The sequence below is a fragment of the Spirosoma profusum genome (genome assembly GCF_014699005.1).
GTDB classification, from domain to species: Bacteria; Bacteroidota; Bacteroidia; order Cytophagales; family Spirosomataceae; genus Spirosoma; species Spirosoma profusum.
This window is the reverse complement of the sequence record NZ_JACWZY010000005.1, coordinates 197525-212945: the sequence shown is the minus strand read 5'-3', so window position 1 is coordinate 212945 and position 15421 is coordinate 197525. Positions and strand designations below refer to the sequence as shown.

15 protein-coding genes are annotated in these 15421 nt (G+C 35.3%); all 15 read right to left on the bottom strand.

What is annotated here, in order from left to right; all coding sequences use genetic code 11:
• Positions 1-2: 2 nt before the first annotated feature.
• Positions 3-890, bottom strand: coding sequence for an FkbM family methyltransferase (locus IC229_RS08530; RefSeq protein ID WP_190886533.1), 888 nt, complete (start codon positions 888-890; stop codon positions 3-5).
• A gap of 20 nt (positions 891-910) precedes the next feature.
• Positions 911-1834 (bottom strand): nucleotide-diphospho-sugar transferase, encoded by a 924-nt coding sequence (locus IC229_RS08525; protein ID WP_190886532.1) that lies wholly within the window; start codon positions 1832-1834, stop codon positions 911-913.
• Positions 1835-1842: 8 nt separating this feature from the next.
• Entirely contained in the window at positions 1843-2730 is an 888-nt protein-coding gene (locus IC229_RS08520) for a glycosyltransferase (protein ID WP_190886531.1), read from the bottom strand.
• A 4-nt stretch (positions 2731-2734) separates the two neighbouring features.
• Positions 2735-3559, bottom strand: coding sequence for an alpha-1,2-fucosyltransferase (locus tag IC229_RS08515; RefSeq protein WP_223833922.1), 825 nt, complete (start codon positions 3557-3559; stop codon positions 2735-2737).
• Between the two features lie 23 nt (positions 3560-3582).
• The gene (locus tag IC229_RS08510; protein WP_190886529.1) at positions 3583-4461 is read right to left on the bottom strand and encodes a glycosyltransferase; all 879 of its coding nucleotides are present in this window, start codon (positions 4459-4461) and stop codon (positions 3583-3585) included.
• 22 nt (positions 4462-4483) lie between these two features.
• The gene (locus IC229_RS08505; protein ID WP_190886528.1) at positions 4484-5344 is read right to left on the bottom strand and encodes a DUF5672 family protein; all 861 of its coding nucleotides are present in this window, start codon (positions 5342-5344) and stop codon (positions 4484-4486) included.
• Between the two features lie 105 nt (positions 5345-5449).
• Positions 5450-6340 carry a class I SAM-dependent methyltransferase gene (locus tag IC229_RS08500; RefSeq protein ID WP_190886527.1) on the bottom strand — a complete coding sequence of 297 codons (891 nt, stop codon included), beginning with the start codon at positions 6338-6340 and terminating at the stop codon, positions 5450-5452.
• Between the two features lie 25 nt (positions 6341-6365).
• Positions 6366-7658: an ABC transporter ATP-binding protein gene (locus IC229_RS08495; RefSeq protein WP_190886526.1), complete on the bottom strand. Its 1293-nt coding sequence runs from the start codon at positions 7656-7658 to the stop codon at positions 6366-6368.
• A 4-nt stretch (positions 7659-7662) separates the two neighbouring features.
• Entirely contained in the window at positions 7663-9315 is a 1653-nt protein-coding gene (locus IC229_RS08490) for an LIC_10190 family membrane protein (RefSeq protein ID WP_190886525.1), read from the bottom strand.
• 48 nt (positions 9316-9363) lie between these two features.
• On the bottom strand, positions 9364-10215 hold the full coding sequence (locus IC229_RS08485; protein ID WP_190886524.1) for an ABC transporter permease: 852 nt from the start codon (positions 10213-10215) through the stop codon (positions 9364-9366).
• A 56-nt stretch (positions 10216-10271) separates the two neighbouring features.
• On the bottom strand, positions 10272-11231 hold the full coding sequence (locus IC229_RS08480) for a Gfo/Idh/MocA family oxidoreductase (RefSeq protein ID WP_190886523.1): 960 nt from the start codon (positions 11229-11231) through the stop codon (positions 10272-10274).
• Positions 11232-11251: 20 nt separating this feature from the next.
• The gene (locus IC229_RS08475; RefSeq protein ID WP_190886522.1) at positions 11252-11848 is read right to left on the bottom strand and encodes an acyltransferase; all 597 of its coding nucleotides are present in this window, start codon (positions 11846-11848) and stop codon (positions 11252-11254) included.
• The gene (locus IC229_RS08470; protein WP_190886521.1) at positions 11832-12974 is read right to left on the bottom strand and encodes a DegT/DnrJ/EryC1/StrS family aminotransferase; all 1143 of its coding nucleotides are present in this window, start codon (positions 12972-12974) and stop codon (positions 11832-11834) included. Before IC229_RS08470 ends, IC229_RS08475 begins: the two co-directional genes overlap by 17 nt.
• 12 nt (positions 12975-12986) lie before the next feature.
• Positions 12987-14093, bottom strand: a complete 1107-nt coding sequence (locus tag IC229_RS08465) for a sugar transferase (protein ID WP_190886520.1) — start codon at positions 14091-14093, stop codon at positions 12987-12989.
• Between the two features lie 40 nt (positions 14094-14133).
• Positions 14134-15408: a nucleotide sugar dehydrogenase gene (locus IC229_RS08460; protein ID WP_190886519.1), complete on the bottom strand. Its 1275-nt coding sequence runs from the start codon at positions 15406-15408 to the stop codon at positions 14134-14136.
• Between the last annotated feature and the right edge of the window lie 13 nt (positions 15409-15421).

Genomic DNA, 15421 nt, shown 5'->3' with positions numbered 1-15421 from the left:
ACTTATAATGCTATTCGTTCGGCTAAAAAATTAGTCGTTAAAAATAATTCATAATCTTCTTTATAAAAGTCAATCTTATAGAGACCATCCTGAACGATTCGATAAATAGTATATCTATCTTTTAACTGATAGAAAAAATCCTGGAAATAGGTTTTTGAATCAATGTTACACCCACCAAATTCAAATTGAATAAAATCTACTTTACCTGAATCTAATAATTTCTTGGCCCCATTTAATACCTGCATTTCGTGACCTTCGACATCTATTTTCATAAAATGAATATAATCGACAAAATTTTCCTCGCAAAATTCATCTACAGTACGAAGGTCAACTTCTTCGCAGTGACTCATTTCAATATTGAAATGATCTAGTTTTCGATTATATAGACTTGCTAACGCTGATTCACTCTTTTCGCTAAATAAAGTAACTTTCTCTGAATGACTGCCAAAACCAAAATTGTAATAGTTTAAATTATTAAAATCTTTAGTATTAGATAATAATCTACTGTAATTATTTATGGAAGGTTCAAAGCAATAAATAGATGCGTTTTTAAAATATCTCTCCAGCAAAACTACATATTCACCTACGTTAGCTCCTACATCGAAAATAGTTATATGCTCCAGTTTGTGTAGTTTATTAAAAATGTAAGCTATCGCAAGCACTTCACCGGAATTCTCTGGCGAAGCACCATTACCAATGTTCATACCCATTATTGACAGGCGATGAAGGCGCTCGAACAATTCCTGATAGCTGACTTTACCCACCATTGATTGATTAATAGTATCAGATTTTAGTAAGCTGTTAATCAACTTTTTTATAAAAATCACTCGTATACCGTTCAGTATATTACCAGAGCAAAGAAGAGTATATAATTTTTGTGAGAAAGTCATAATGCTATATCTAATGTCTACTAAATCACTTGCTTCACAATACGTTTAAATCGCTTATATAAGCTAACTACTTCAACTTCGCCAAAAAGCAATTTCTGAATGTATACATCAGCATTATAATTTCTGGCAATCCTAGAGGGGTGATTTAATGGAAAACTTAGATCGTAAGTCGGTAAACTTGCGATAACTGCATTCGGATCCTGAAAGTGAGTGCCGCTGGCGCCATGTCCAATGTTAGAGACTAGATTTGCATTAGGTATTATGGCTAACTGTCGATTCATCATACTATGATAATGGAATTGAAAATCCCACATATCCTGCGGCTGATCCTTGTACATCCAGTCAAATCGATGCTTCCACCATAAATAGTATTTCTGTTCACTGAAGATAAATTTTAGTGCACTAGCGGTTTTGAATTTATCCCAGCTACTGAGATTAAAATCAAAACCCTGCCACGCTCGGCGCCAGGTGGCCCATCCCCAGCTTGAGGGGAAGATAGAAAAATAATAATCCGAAGAAATATCCATTGGCTGAACAGGCTGAAAATTATTACCTGATATTGCCGATATTGCCTGATTATGACGGTATTTGCTTAATAATTCATGGCAGAAAGTGAAAAATGACTGATTAGGTAAACAATCATCTTCCAGAATAATGCCTTCCTCTACGTGATTAAAAAACCAAGTGATAGCTTCTGATGGCCCTCTGCCGCACCCAATGTTCTGCTCCCGAAACAGTGTATGTACATCGCACGCCCAATCAATATTGTCAATAATCCAGGATCTAATAGCACTACAAGTAAGATTTTCACCATCGACTGTTAGTCGAGGCCCATCTGCTGCAATAAACAATTGATCGGGTTTATATAAGCGTATTGTTTCAAAAACTTTTTTTGTTTCCTCTATTTTGTTGAAAATAATAAATAGGACTGGTACTGTACACATGTTACCCTTTAAAAACTAAGTTTTGCAGCAAGTAATGATATCAGAGGATTTTTATCGTGCCAAATGGATTTAAATGCATGACTAATAAACGAGATTGACCGGCTATTGAAAGCATATTTAGACCGTTTCATATACTCAAGAGCAATACACCTATTAACAATAGCGGCATATTTTCCGTGGAACTCTTTATTTAAATATATTAAATGCTGTATATAAGATAAATAACTCAAATTGCTATTGGTGACACTATTAGGATGCCTTCTATATACACACATTACATCATTAAGGCAAAATATTTTCCCATTTTCATAAAGTTTTAAGAATAAGATAATATCATAAAATAAAAACTTTTCTAAATATTTGAAATCTAACGAAGATGGTTTCTTGAAAACTACTGATGCTGTTGGAATTAACCAATTTGACAATATCTCTTCACCAGTATATTCGCGTTCATATACAACGCTAAAAATATTAGATGTTGACTTAAGATTTTCATATTCGTGCATTTCCAGGCCACTGTGAAAACACATACTATATTCTGAATTAGTTTCTAAAAAATTGATTTGCTTTTGCAATTTATTTTCATCTGTCCAGTAATCGTCACCCTCACATATCGCAATATATTTACCACTGCAAGCATTAATGTTGTCAAAATAGTTAGATTTTAAACCTAAGTTTTTATTTCTAAACCTAAGTTTAACCATATCTGGATATTTTCGCTGATATTTATTTAGAATAGCTCTTGTTGAATCTGTACTATAATCATCGCATATAACTAGCTCAAAAGGAAAGGTAGTTTTTTGCATTAAAGCCCCATTAATAGCTTCTTCAATATATTTGCCGTGATTATAGGTTATTATATTAACGCTTACAAGACAACTGCTTTCCTGACTCATATTGTTATAATCTAATCCAAGATTGAGGAACAATATCATTATCTGGTAAGTGATTGAACCATTTTTTTGGTGCAATCACCAGTTTATCAGGGTTATTATTTAACCAGGCGCCCCACCAGCTAAAACTACTGTTTGCAATAATATTATGCTTACAATGACTCATCTGATACATATCCTGCCAACTAGAATTTCCCTTGTTCCAGTCGACTAACGTATAGCTGAAACCTTCAAAATTATTTCTAACCCATTCAGTATCATCAGAAAATATATAAAAGACTGGGTTATTAGTTTTTTGTGATATATACTTTATAGATTCTTTATAGTATTCAATTGAACAAACATCACCAAGCTCAGAGTTACCAATATAATCCCCTCTACGTATATGGATACTTACAGAATTAGTATTTTGTATTTCTATCAGAGTTGTATTAGTAATATCGCTAACTAATGCATTATTGAACTTGAAAATCTTCCTTATTTCCTTTTCACATGGTGCGAAATATAGTTCAGACTGCCAAAAACCCTTGTAAATTAGAAATGGATAATTATTGTTAATAAATGAATCAAAATAGCCAACATTAGTTTGTTCAATTTCTTTAAATAGTATTTTTTTTATGATGTTAAAGTTTCTATTATTATAGACTTCATATTTTACATTGTCTGTATCAGGGAAAATTTTTTGAATTTCATACCCATTATGCTGAGTTTCGCTTAACAATGGATTAATGATTACTAGAGAACGAAGCTTCCTCTTTTTTAAAGAATGATAAAAGGCATAAGCAAACATTTGATTACCTAAACCACCCATAAAAGTAACGAAATTCAGCAAAATATGTAACAATAATAATTCCTTTAATAGTAATTTTTAATTATACTATATGAAATACGTAGGGTGCGCATCCAGTTTTTTATACCAACTAAATTAAGATAATTTAACGAAAAGTATATTTTAAATATCTGGTAAAAGTTAATTTTGTTAATGCAGATAGCATTCACTATCCCATAAAAAGCAGCTTCTTCCTCTTTTGCCTTTTCTAAATTATTTGTACTTGTTACCGAGCAAGGAAGTTCTTTCTTCCATTTATTATGCAATTTAATAGTCTCGAAGAACCACAACTTGTCGTAACTGCCTGCTGATACATGTGATAATAGAATGTTAAAGTCAACTATCACTTTATAACGTTTATTTACTTGAAGAGAAAAATCAATGTCATAACAATGGAAATTTGTAAACGATGTTTGATCGAATGAAATTTCATTGACAATTTTTTCATGCGTGAACATAAAGCAGCCATCAATTGAAACAACCTGAACTAAATTATTATTAGTAATATTTGTTTTGTAGTGAACTGGCTTTCCAGAGCCAGTATGAATAATATTTACGGCAATAAATCTTGTGGGATCATGTTGAGACGTATGCCAGCCAGATAATACCCAAGATTTATAACCAGATCCAGCGACACCGATTAAACCAATGGAGGAGTCACTTTCAAAGTCTTGTATTAATACTTCTCCCCAATTATTTGTATTGAATGTAATATCTTCATGAACAAAGCAGATGTACGGATGGCTCACTAATTTTAAACCTAAATTGTATGCTTCACATAGACCAAGTTGTCCCTGATTAAATATCTGTATTATTTCATAATCAATGCCAATTGTTTCTTCAACTGATTTTGAGAACTTTTGAAACAAGTCTTCTTTGTGTGAAGATACAATCAGTGAAATCATTTTTGCCGGTAATTATTCAGGATCAGTTATTTGAAAATCTTAAATAATTCACAAATCGGTTTAGACGCTTCGCATATTTCATAAAAATATGTTGGAATTGATTAAGAAATTGAATTTTGTAATAATAGACAGGTATAATATGTTTAAACCAAAACATGTTATCGTGAATACCAAAATCATTTCTATACCAGCCGTGGCATCCTGTTGGTAGTTGCTTTAGGTTAGTTTTATATGCATCACGAGGGTGTGCTTCAAAAGCAAAGTTTGCAGCCTCACATTTACTTGGTAAATTATTATTGTCCTCGCCTAACAGTAAAGTTATTATCATGTCTTCCGGCCAATTCTTATTTAATAATAATTGAATCCTTTGTTCTTTAATTTGCAGTAAATTAATAGTGTTTTGAATGTGCCTGAGTGAGAAACCTCCATTCATAAATGATATCGATTTCTTTATCCCTGTTTCAAAATCTGATAAATACTTTTGTTCAATTATTGTTAAAATATCATCATGTATGGGTGCGCCAATGAATGCATAACTTTTATTACACCATTCTTTAAGATTATCCTTAAAAATATAAGCATCTAACTGATATAATAATAAAAAACTATAATCGATAAATTGTTGATAGAAGTTGACCGAGAGCATTAAATTGTTATAACCGTTTATATCCCTAAAATAATAATCATCGAAATGTTTCTCTGAATAACTCACACTAGCATTTTTTAAATGAAATTTGTAAAAAGTTATATCTAAGCTATTTGGGTAAACTATGCATATATCATAATTTTTTAATACTATCAAACACTGTATAAAGGATTTTTTTTCAAAAAAGCTGATTTTTGATTTATACAAGGGTATTACAACCACAATCTTTTTTGACATATATGAATTTGCCTATGATTGAATCGACTATTTAAATTAAATTAAACTTACAATTCATATTTGCAATTTTTTAAAATAATCTAATTGCCTACTTATATATTAAACTTAATGCCTCTGTATTTTTGAGGAATCGCTAAACATTGTTGATATTAGATTCTTTATTTGCTTCACCGGTTTAATTACTAAATTGCCTAATCTATATGACAATGAATCATATACTTTTAGTTGCCCTTTCATATTCTCGCTAATTAATTCATCATACATGAACTCATCACGAGACATAATTCTATTCGTTTCTGCATAGTTAACTGTAGTATAATTTAATCTAATTTCGTCACCGTCTGTACTTATTGCAAGATTATATTTCGGTTCTAATAATTTATTCTCTCCATTTTTGCTAACCACTAATGGCTTTTTATACTCATTCTTCTCTTCATCTAATGTTATTATAGATCCCACAAAAATATTCTGACTGAAAAATAATGAATTTTTAAAATTCTTATTGATTAATGATTTGAACTCGTCACCGTAGAGCTCTTTTACGTGAAAATGATTTACATGGATAATCTCGTCGCTGTAATGCAATTTGTCCGGTGATGAAATGATTAATAAACCATCTTTATTTAATACACGCTTTATTTCATCGATCATCTCCTGATGTTTATCTATATGCTCAATTGTTTCAAAACTTATTACGATGTCTACTGAGTTATCTTCTAATGGAATTAAGGTGGCATCACCCTCAATGAAAGCTAAATTTTTTCTTTTATATTTTTTTTGAGCATGATTAATAGCTTCAGTACTGATATCTACCCCGTATACATGCTCTGCGAACTGAGCAATGAGATTAGAGCCATATCCCTCACCTGAAGCTATATCTAATACTGTCTTGTTCTTAAGATTTAACTGATTTATGACGAAATAATACCGATTCAAATGCTCGCAGGCAATCTCCCCTGACAATTCTGGTAAATACCTTTCTCCTGTGAATTCCATGTTACTCGTTTAACTTTTTAATTTGTTAAATTAATTGCCGTTCTTCCCATTTTAGACAGGGCCTGATTAGCCCAGGTAATTTCCCTTTGTAGCTTTCATTTCTTGTTAATGATACTTCTGGTTCGAGTACATTGAGTCTAAGTACATTAATTTCATGAAATAATTGCTCAAATGGATTATATTTCATGCATGCAAAACTAATCTTAATATAATCACTCTGAAGTAAATTTGCTGGAATCCAAACAGTAGTTTTGTAATAACCTGGCTTAAATTTTTTATCTTTTTCAATCTCTACATTATCATGCGACGAAAATAAATGAATATCCATGCTATTGAAGACATTTATTCCATGCGTAAAAAAACTTAATTCACTTAACAGTTCATATTCAGCACAGAACCCTATTTCTTCGTTAATATAAGCGTGATTAATGGGCTTATTTTCTTTATTAATTATATATGCCTTTCTTAATTTTATTTTGTCATTACCAGGTGCATTACCATTTAACCATTTTTTTTCTGTTACTGCATTGTTGCTGGTTATATGGTTGAATATGGCATTATTGATTGTTGTATCGCACTTGATTATTCCGTTTTCTAATAGTATACCTCTATTACATAGTTCGTTCATTATTGTCATATTATGACTTACCACTAGGACTGTTCTCCCTTCTTTTACGTTTACGTCCTGCATTTTTCCAACAGCTTTTTTCTGGAATTCAGCATCCCCCACTGCCAGAACTTCATCAACTATTAATATTTCAGGCTCCAGATGAGCGGCAACCGCAAATCCAAGACGAACAATCATACCACTTGAGTAGCGCTTTACGGGCGTATCTATATAACGTTCACAACCAGAAAAATCAATAATCTCGTCGAGTCTACTACGTATTTCTCGTTTATTGAGCCCCAAAATTGCCCCGTTCAAAAAGATGTTTTCTCGTCCCGTCAGGTCAGGATGGAAACCAGTGCCAACTTCAAGTAAACTGCTTATCCGGCCATTAAAATCGATGCGTCCTGTTGTTGGTCCGGTTACTTTAGAGAGTATTTTTAGCAGGGTTGATTTCCCAGCTCCATTTTCACCGATAATTCCGAGTATATCACCTGGCATTACTTCGAAAGTAATGTCTTTTAGTGCCCAGACATATTCACTTGAGCCTTTTAGCTTTCGATTATTTACTTCACCTATTTTTAGAAGAGGGTCTTCTTTACCTTGGATTCGATATAACCAGCGTTGGAAATCATCTCGAATTGTATTTAACCCAATGTTACCCAGGCGGTACTGTTTCGAGATATTCTCTACTTTAATTATTGGCTTCATGAGTTTATTTACTCAGTTCTGCTTTGTAGAATCCTTCTTCAATCGTTAATCCTCTCAAATGTATATTATTTAGTAAATGAGAGGTACATGGTAAGGCATGATTAAAACACTGATCAGTATCAAGGGGATAGTAACATTTAATTTTATTATCAATCAGAAAGTAGCTGTATTTTGGTGTATTGGCTGATTCTAAAGGATATGGTATCAACAGTCTGTGGCTTATATTTTTAGCGAAGTGCCAAGGATGATACCAATTGCCTTTTAAAAAGGTAACAGTAACTAAAATCCCTGCTGCAAAGAAAGCATATCTATAGAAAGCCTGATGTGTATCTAAGAGTTTGATACATAATACAATAGCTGATAGGAAAAATGATATACAGTATCTCAGGCTCGGCGAACTCAAAAACATGAATAGAATCCCTAATGTTGACACAATAATCGAAGCCGTATATAACGGAACAATTGTTATTCTTTTTATAATCAGTTTGGCGAATACGATACATAACAACATAAAAGTCGTCGCCATAGTTATGATGTCTATGCTGGATTGATCAAAAAACCATACTGTAATTTGGTGAATTCCTGAACCTCCCTTTTCTGGTAAATAATATGTGTCGATTACTTTTTTTTGAAGTATTACGTCACTTAAAGGAACTTTCCAGTCAAATGAAAAGAGATCTATATATGGGAATGGAAATACAAGCCAACCCGTGATGAGTATATTTTTTATAAGCCAAGGGACTAAAATAAATGCACTAATGAAAATTGTTGTAAGGGCTTTTCTGCCGTGCTGCCAATAATTTTTAGAAAAGAAAATGTAGATTGCTATTGCTAAAACTGGTCCTGCTGATAGTTTTATTGTAATGACATATGCTGATAAAATAACTATTGGGAAGATATTATCTCTATTTGATTGATACGTAATACCTATTAATAATATAGAAACTACTAGAATATATACTATAATATCATTTGATGTAGTTGATACGTGCGGCCAGTAATAATTGATTAAGTTATAAATAATCAAAACAAAAACCGCTCCCAATAAACGATGTTTGGAATGTAGAGAGTTGACAATCATTGAGAATAGCCATAAACTGAAGGCACAAACAGTAGTAAAATTAATTGCGTAAATAGCTTGTCCAAATAAATTTTCAAATGAAAAGGCTGCATATAATGGAAAGATATTGAAATTATATCCTAATACAATGTTCAGATTAGCCAATCCTGCTATTGTCGAATGTTCTCTAATCCATTTGATGGCTGGGACATGATATAAAGCTGTATCATAATGAAGGTTAGGAGTATATAATGATTGGAAAAAAGTAATTATGATAAATAGCCCTATAATAATGAGAATGACTGGGCTTTGCTTCGCTTTGGTGAGTGAATGATTAACTAATTGATAGATATACGTTATTAGCCATTTTTTATAAATGATGGTTAATGAAAACAAGATAATCAAAAAAATATACAATATAGATTCATTTACAGGTAAAAATATGGAAATGAATGTAAAAACGGCATTTGTGCAGGCAAAACCAATTAAGAAATCATAATAGTAAGAAGTTGACCAGCTTATTAGCCTTTTTAGTATCCCTCCGACAGTTAGGAAACAGAAAATGTATAATAGTGAAACAAAAAACTGAGCAATCATCTAAAGCTTGTAAGTTTTCTTTATTGACATATTTGATTAACTAATAAATTATACGGTATCCATGAAATTCTTTTCTGTATTATTAAATATGATAAATCCAATCAAAAAAATACTAATAGAAAACCCTATTGAATAACTTAATAATTGCCATGAAAATATACTCGCTCCAAAAAAACTGTATTTGAATGTTTCGATAATGCCAGTCATTGGATTGATCAACATAATGGGTGTATATTTTACGGGTATGGCCGACAGTGGAATTATTACAGGTGTTGCATACATAAGTAGTTGCATACCAAAGTCGACCAAATATTGTAAATCACGATAACGAGTTGTTAACGAAGAAATAAGCATTCCTAAGCCGAGCCCCATAATTCCCATACTACAAATGAGTACTGGCAATAAAAACAAAGTGTTATTCGGGTGGAAGTGACTTCCGGTAAGCATGTAATAGAGGTAGATTATCAGGAATAATAGTAGGCCAATTCCAAATTGAATCAGGTTGCTGAGAACAACTGAGATAGGAGTCACTACTCTCGGAAAATAGACTTTACCAAATAAATGGGCATTAGCCGCAAAAGTATTCGAGGTGGCGCGGAGGCAGTTGGAAAAATAATTCCAGGCTGTTATTCCTGCTAAATAAAAGAGAATAGGAGGAATTCCATCGGTAGGTAGCCCGGCCATGCGTCCAAAGGCAACAGTTAATACAAGTGATTGAAAAATAGGCTGAATAAAAAACCATACTGGCCCCAAAACGGTCTGTTTATACTTTGCTACAAAATCACGCTTGACAAATAATGTAACCAGATCGCGGTACTGCCAAAGTTCGGCTAGCCGAAAATCGAACAGGCTGTTGTGGGGCGTTATTGAGTGCGAATACGTATCGTTAGTAGAAGTCACGTAATGGCCGGGTTATTAACTGATAGTGTTCAAATTAGTTTGGATGTTACGTTGCATCAGGCAGCAATGCGATAACGTAGCTGCTGAACGAGCGGGTGATAATCGCTGTTAAGCTGCGTCAGACTGGTATTTCGGATAACGTGAACAATTTCAATTGATGGGATGGCTTCGAGTAGACCGAATCCATTACCCGCCAGAATTTGTTCATAACTTTTTGTGTGCAAATCCGTAAAGCCGTCACTAAATTCGATTTCTTCGCCTTCAATCTGTAAGGAGCGATACGTCTGCTTGTTCTTCATCTTAATCGCCTGTGGCAACGATTCAGAATCAGTACTGAGAAACCAGCGAACACGTGCTTTTTCCAATTCAAGATAGCCCGAGGCTGTATTCTTCTCGCGGATATGGACAAGATTTTTTTTCACACCGCCGAAAATCCAGGAGAGCATATCAAAAAAATGAACCCCAATATTCGTCGCAATACCCCCTGATTTTGCTACGTCGCCTTTCCAACTGATATTGTACCATTTGCCTCTCGATGTAATGTAAGCTAGATCCAAATCATAAATTTTATCCGCTGGTCCCTCATCAATCCGGTTTTTTAAGGCAACTATAGCTGGATGCAACCGCAACTGAAGGATATTAAACACACGTCGACCCGTTTCGTTTTCCATCTCGGCGAGTGCGTCGATGTTCCAGGGGTTGAGTACCAGCGGCTTTTCGCAGATAACATCAGCTCCGCTACGTAAGCCGAAACGGATATGCGCATCATGCAGGTAGTTTGGACTACAGATTGTTACGTAGTTGATAGGGTTGTCTTGGCGACGTAGCTTGTCGATATGTCGGTCGAAGCGCTCAAATTCCGTAAAGAAATTAGCATCTGGAAAATAGCTGTCCATGACCCCAACCGAATCGAATTTATCGAAAGCGGTCACCAGTACGTTACCCGTTTCGCGGATGGCTTTCATATGTCGTGGAGCAATAAATCCAGCCGCACCAATTAGAGCGAATTTTTTCATATAGAGGAAGGAAGTGGAAGTTACTCGACGACGGAAACGCTACCGTTTTTCAGTTCATAAATGCCCCCGCTCTCTGGACAGGTGGCTTTTCCGGTCGCATCAAATGATAATCGATGGCCATACGCACTGATCCAGCCTATTTGCCGGGCTGGATTGCCAACAAAAAGGGCGTACGGCGGTATATTTTTAGTTACTACAGCACCAGCACCGATAAACGCATAGTCACCAATGGTATTTCCGCAGACGATTGTCGCATTTGCCCCGATACTGGCTCCTTTGCCAACGTAGGTAGGCTCGTACTGACTCCGGCGATTTACGGCGCTACGTGGATTCGATACGTTAGTAAACACCATTGAGGGCCCCAGAAATACATCGTCTGCACACGTAACACCTGTGTAAATCGATACGTTGTTCTGGACCTTTACGTTGTTGCCCAATACTACTTGCGGAGAAATTACTACGTTCTGACCAATGTTACAGCCTTTTCCGATGGTGCTGCCGGGCATGATGTGGCAGAAATGCCAGATTTTGGTGCCTTCTCCAATCACGCATCCCTCGTCGATAACGGCGGTTGGATGAATAAATACGGATTCCTCGGAACTAGGAGAAATAGTCATTGACGGTGTCTGCAATATATTCGACCTGAGAGGTCGACAACTCAGTATGCATAGGCAGCGATAATACGCGGTTACATAAATCCAGTGTTACGTTCAAATCGCCGACTACCCTGCCAATGTTTTGATAGGCCTTTTGCTGATGAAGCGGAATCGGGTAATAAACCATACTGGGAATGCCTTTCAGAGCCAGATGCGTTTTCAACGTATCACGTTCAGCAACAGGTACTTTCAGGGTATATTGATGAAAAACATGCGTTGATTGGGGATTCCGGAAAGGTATTTCAAGAGCGCTATTATGATAGAAAGCCTGGTCATACATATCGGCAACTTGCCGACGCGCCTGAACGTAGTGATCCAGATGTTTTAACTTCTCAATCAAAATGGCTGCCTGAATTGTATCTAATCTGGAATTTATGCCAATAAGCTCATGCTGATATTTTCGAATCTGGCCATGATTACCTATCATATTGACCTTTTGGGCCAATACGTCACTATTAGTATAAACAGCACCACCGTCGCCAAAGCAACCTAAATTTTTGGAAGGGAAAAACGACGTAGTACCCAGATCACCAATAGTCCCAGCCGATATTATACTACCCTGGCTAAACGTATACGTAGCACCAATAGCCTGAGCCGTATCTTCGACAATAGCAATTTTATGCGCCTTGCAGAGCTGTTTAATCCCTTCCATATCAGCACATTGGCCGAATAAATGAACCGGAACAACCAGCTTCGTTTTATTGGTAATGGCTGCTTCAACCAATTCACGACTAATAGTAAACGTTTGGGCATCTACGTCAATCATTACGGGCTTCAGTCCGAGCAGAGCAATAACCTCAGCAGTAGCAACGTAGGTAAACGCCGGGACGATAACTTCATCACCTGGTTCTAAGCCTAGTGCCATCATAGCAAGCTGTAAGGCATCGGTCCCATTGGCACAGCTGATAACGTGCTTTACATTCAGGTACTGGCTCAGTTGTTTTTCAAAATAACCTACCTGAGGACCTTTAATAAACGTAGTAGAATCGATGCATTCCTGGATTGCTGCATCGATAGATGGTTTAATTTTTAGGTATTGATTTTTTAAATCAACCATCTGAATTTGCTCTACGTTACTCTGTACCATTTTCTGAATAAACTATTTGCTACGTGCGTTTTTGAACAGAATATTGGTCGCTATTTTTAGGAGGTATTTGACGTCTGTTTTAAAAGGCGCCTTTTCGTACTGATGTAGGTAATTCATCTCCGACTGGACAATCTCATCGAACGTACCAGGCATGTCTGCATAAAAGGGTGGGAGTAAACCCGGCTTAAACTTGTGTCTGATGGCCTGAGCCTCAGCTGGGTATAGACAAAAATAGTACGCGCTAATGGGCCTGACACCGACCAGTTTTATATCTCCTTTTAGAAGATTATACAACATGGGGATTTCATCAATCCAATATTTACGTAGCGTCCGGCCAGTCGTACTGATTCTAAAATCGTTTTTAAATTTCCCGCCAATATCGAGTCCGTGTGCTTTATGCAGATAATCCAATACGTATTCGGCATAAGGGTGCATCGTCCGTAATTTGTAAACGACTATATTTTTCCCATTTTTCCCAAGCCGATTCATTGTAAAAATGAATCCTTCAGAAGCTATGGGCTTTGATGCGCTCGGATTGTCGCTTGGATTAACCTGTGTAATCAGAATAGTTTCGTAATTAGTTTCTAATAGGTCAATAATTTTAAAACCTTTATAAATAAGTCTACCTATTATTTCAGCCTTTGACATATCGACTGGAAACTCGAGCAGCCTACATATTTTCCTGAACCCTTTTAGTTTAGGAATCAGCCTTCTAAGTAGAAAATAAAACGGATAATAAACAGAGTACAAAAAAGGAGAATAAGTATCCTGAAGTTTTGTTTTTAGGTTTTCTGCAGTAGCTGTTCTAAAGGCGAAGTAATTCTCAGTAGATATTGTTTCTCGAATGTAATTGAATATAAAATTAGGGTCATCAGTTTTGACTACTATATCATCAATAAAAATGTCTTTTGAATTATGACTAGTACGGCCTTCTTTAATCGAATTTACTTGAATAAATTTCCATGAATCTCGAGGACTAAATTTTGTTAGATACTCCTGAATTTTAGTTGATGATATTTCAGGTACTTTAGAATTAATGTTGATTATATCTAACTGAGCGTCATGATAAGCTGGACTTAACGAGCCCTCGTCGGATAAACTGTATTGATTATAAGACATTAGTATAAGAGTTAGTAGAAATATGCCAAATGAAATGTGTTTATAATCTTATATCCACCAGATCTCTATCAAAAATTGCCTTTATATCAAAAACAATAGATTTTCCATTCTTCTTTAATTTTCTTATCTGTAAATCGAAAAATTGCTGATGCGCTACAGTTATAATTATACCATCGTATTGATTTTTGCCAATTTCACTCAATAACTCAACTCCGTATTCTTCGTATACTGCGCAGGCTGAAGCCCAAGGGTCATATACATCAACAGTTATTCCAAAATCTTTCAGTTCGTGATAGATGTCTATCACCTTTGTATTACGTGTATCGGGACAATTTTCTTTGAAGGTAAAGCCCAAAAGGAGCACATTACTTTGCTGAATTTGTACTCCATTCGCAATGAGTTGCTTTAAGATTTTTTTCGCAACGAATATCCCCATTCGGTCATTGACGAGCCGCCCTGATGAAATTACTTGTGGCTGATAGCCAAGACTTTGCGCTTTGTGAACTAGATAATAGGGGTCGACGCCAATACAATGCCCACCCACCAGACCCGGCTTAAATTTTAAGAAATTCCATTTGGTGCTTGCGGCTTCGAGTACGTCATTTGTATCTATACCCATGCGATCGAATATCAGCGCCAGTTCGTTGATAAAGGAAATATTAATATCCCGCTGCGCATTTTCTATGGCTTTAGCCGCTTCTGCTACCCGAATCGAGGGGGCACGGTACGTTCCTGCTTCGATAATTGAGCCGTATAGTTTATCAATAAAATTGGCCGCTTCGATCGTAGATCCTGACGTTATTTTGAGAATTTTTGTCAGTGTTCTTTCTTTATCACCTGGATTGATACGTTCCGGCGAATAACCACAGAAGAAATCTTTATTATATATTAATTTGCTACTTTTTTCTAGTATAGGAACACAATCTTCTTCAGTACAACCGGGGTAAACTGTAGACTCATATACGATAATATCTCCTTTTTTTAAAAGCTTTCCAACCGACAATGAAGCTTTATTTAGAAAACTTAAATCTGGCTTTTTAAAATTATCAATTGGTGTAGGAACCGTAATAATGAATACGTTACATGCTTTAAGCTGTTCTATATCGTTTGTAAATGATAAACAATGCGATTCGGCAATCTGTGTATCGCTAATTTCTAGCGTATAATCATAACCTTCTGTCAGTTGTTTTATACGATTCTTATTCGTATCGAATCCCTTCACTACGTATTTTTTTCCAAATTCAACCGCTAACGGCAAGCCAACGTATCCAAGGCCTATTACACCTATGGATATTTTATCGTGCTCAACTGACATAAAATTGCCTGAT

What these genes read in the sequence shown, in the direction of transcription:
- IC229_RS08495 (WP_190886526.1), bottom strand. Translation starts at nt 7,658, where the DNA reads ATGAAGCCAATAATTAAAGTAGAGAATATCTCGAAACAGTACCGCCTG.
- IC229_RS08490 (WP_190886525.1), bottom strand. Translation starts at nt 9,315, where the DNA reads ATGATTGCTCAGTTTTTTGTTTCACTATTATACATTTTCTGTTTCCTA.
- IC229_RS08520 (WP_190886531.1), bottom strand. Translation starts at nt 2,730, where the DNA reads ATGAGTCAGGAAAGCAGTTGTCTTGTAAGCGTTAATATAATAACCTAT.
- IC229_RS08505 (WP_190886528.1), bottom strand. Translation starts at nt 5,344, where the DNA reads ATGTCAAAAAAGATTGTGGTTGTAATACCCTTGTATAAATCAAAAATC.
- IC229_RS08525 (WP_190886532.1), bottom strand. Translation starts at nt 1,834, where the DNA reads ATGTGTACAGTACCAGTCCTATTTATTATTTTCAACAAAATAGAGGAA.
- IC229_RS08480 (WP_190886523.1), bottom strand. Translation starts at nt 11,231, where the DNA reads ATGAAAAAATTCGCTCTAATTGGTGCGGCTGGATTTATTGCTCCACGA.
- IC229_RS08510 (WP_190886529.1), bottom strand. Translation starts at nt 4,461, where the DNA reads ATGATTTCACTGATTGTATCTTCACACAAAGAAGACTTGTTTCAAAAG.
- IC229_RS08475 (WP_190886522.1), bottom strand. Translation starts at nt 11,848, where the DNA reads ATGACTATTTCTCCTAGTTCCGAGGAATCCGTATTTATTCATCCAACC.
- IC229_RS08500 (WP_190886527.1), bottom strand. Translation starts at nt 6,340, where the DNA reads ATGGAATTCACAGGAGAAAGGTATTTACCAGAATTGTCAGGGGAGATT.
- IC229_RS08465 (WP_190886520.1), bottom strand. Translation starts at nt 14,093, where the DNA reads ATGTCTTATAATCAATACAGTTTATCCGACGAGGGCTCGTTAAGTCCA.
- IC229_RS08460 (WP_190886519.1), bottom strand. Translation starts at nt 15,408, where the DNA reads ATGTCAGTTGAGCACGATAAAATATCCATAGGTGTAATAGGCCTTGGA.
- IC229_RS08470 (WP_190886521.1), bottom strand. Translation starts at nt 12,974, where the DNA reads ATGGTACAGAGTAACGTAGAGCAAATTCAGATGGTTGATTTAAAAAAT.
- IC229_RS08530 (WP_190886533.1), bottom strand. Translation starts at nt 890, where the DNA reads ATGACTTTCTCACAAAAATTATATACTCTTCTTTGCTCTGGTAATATA.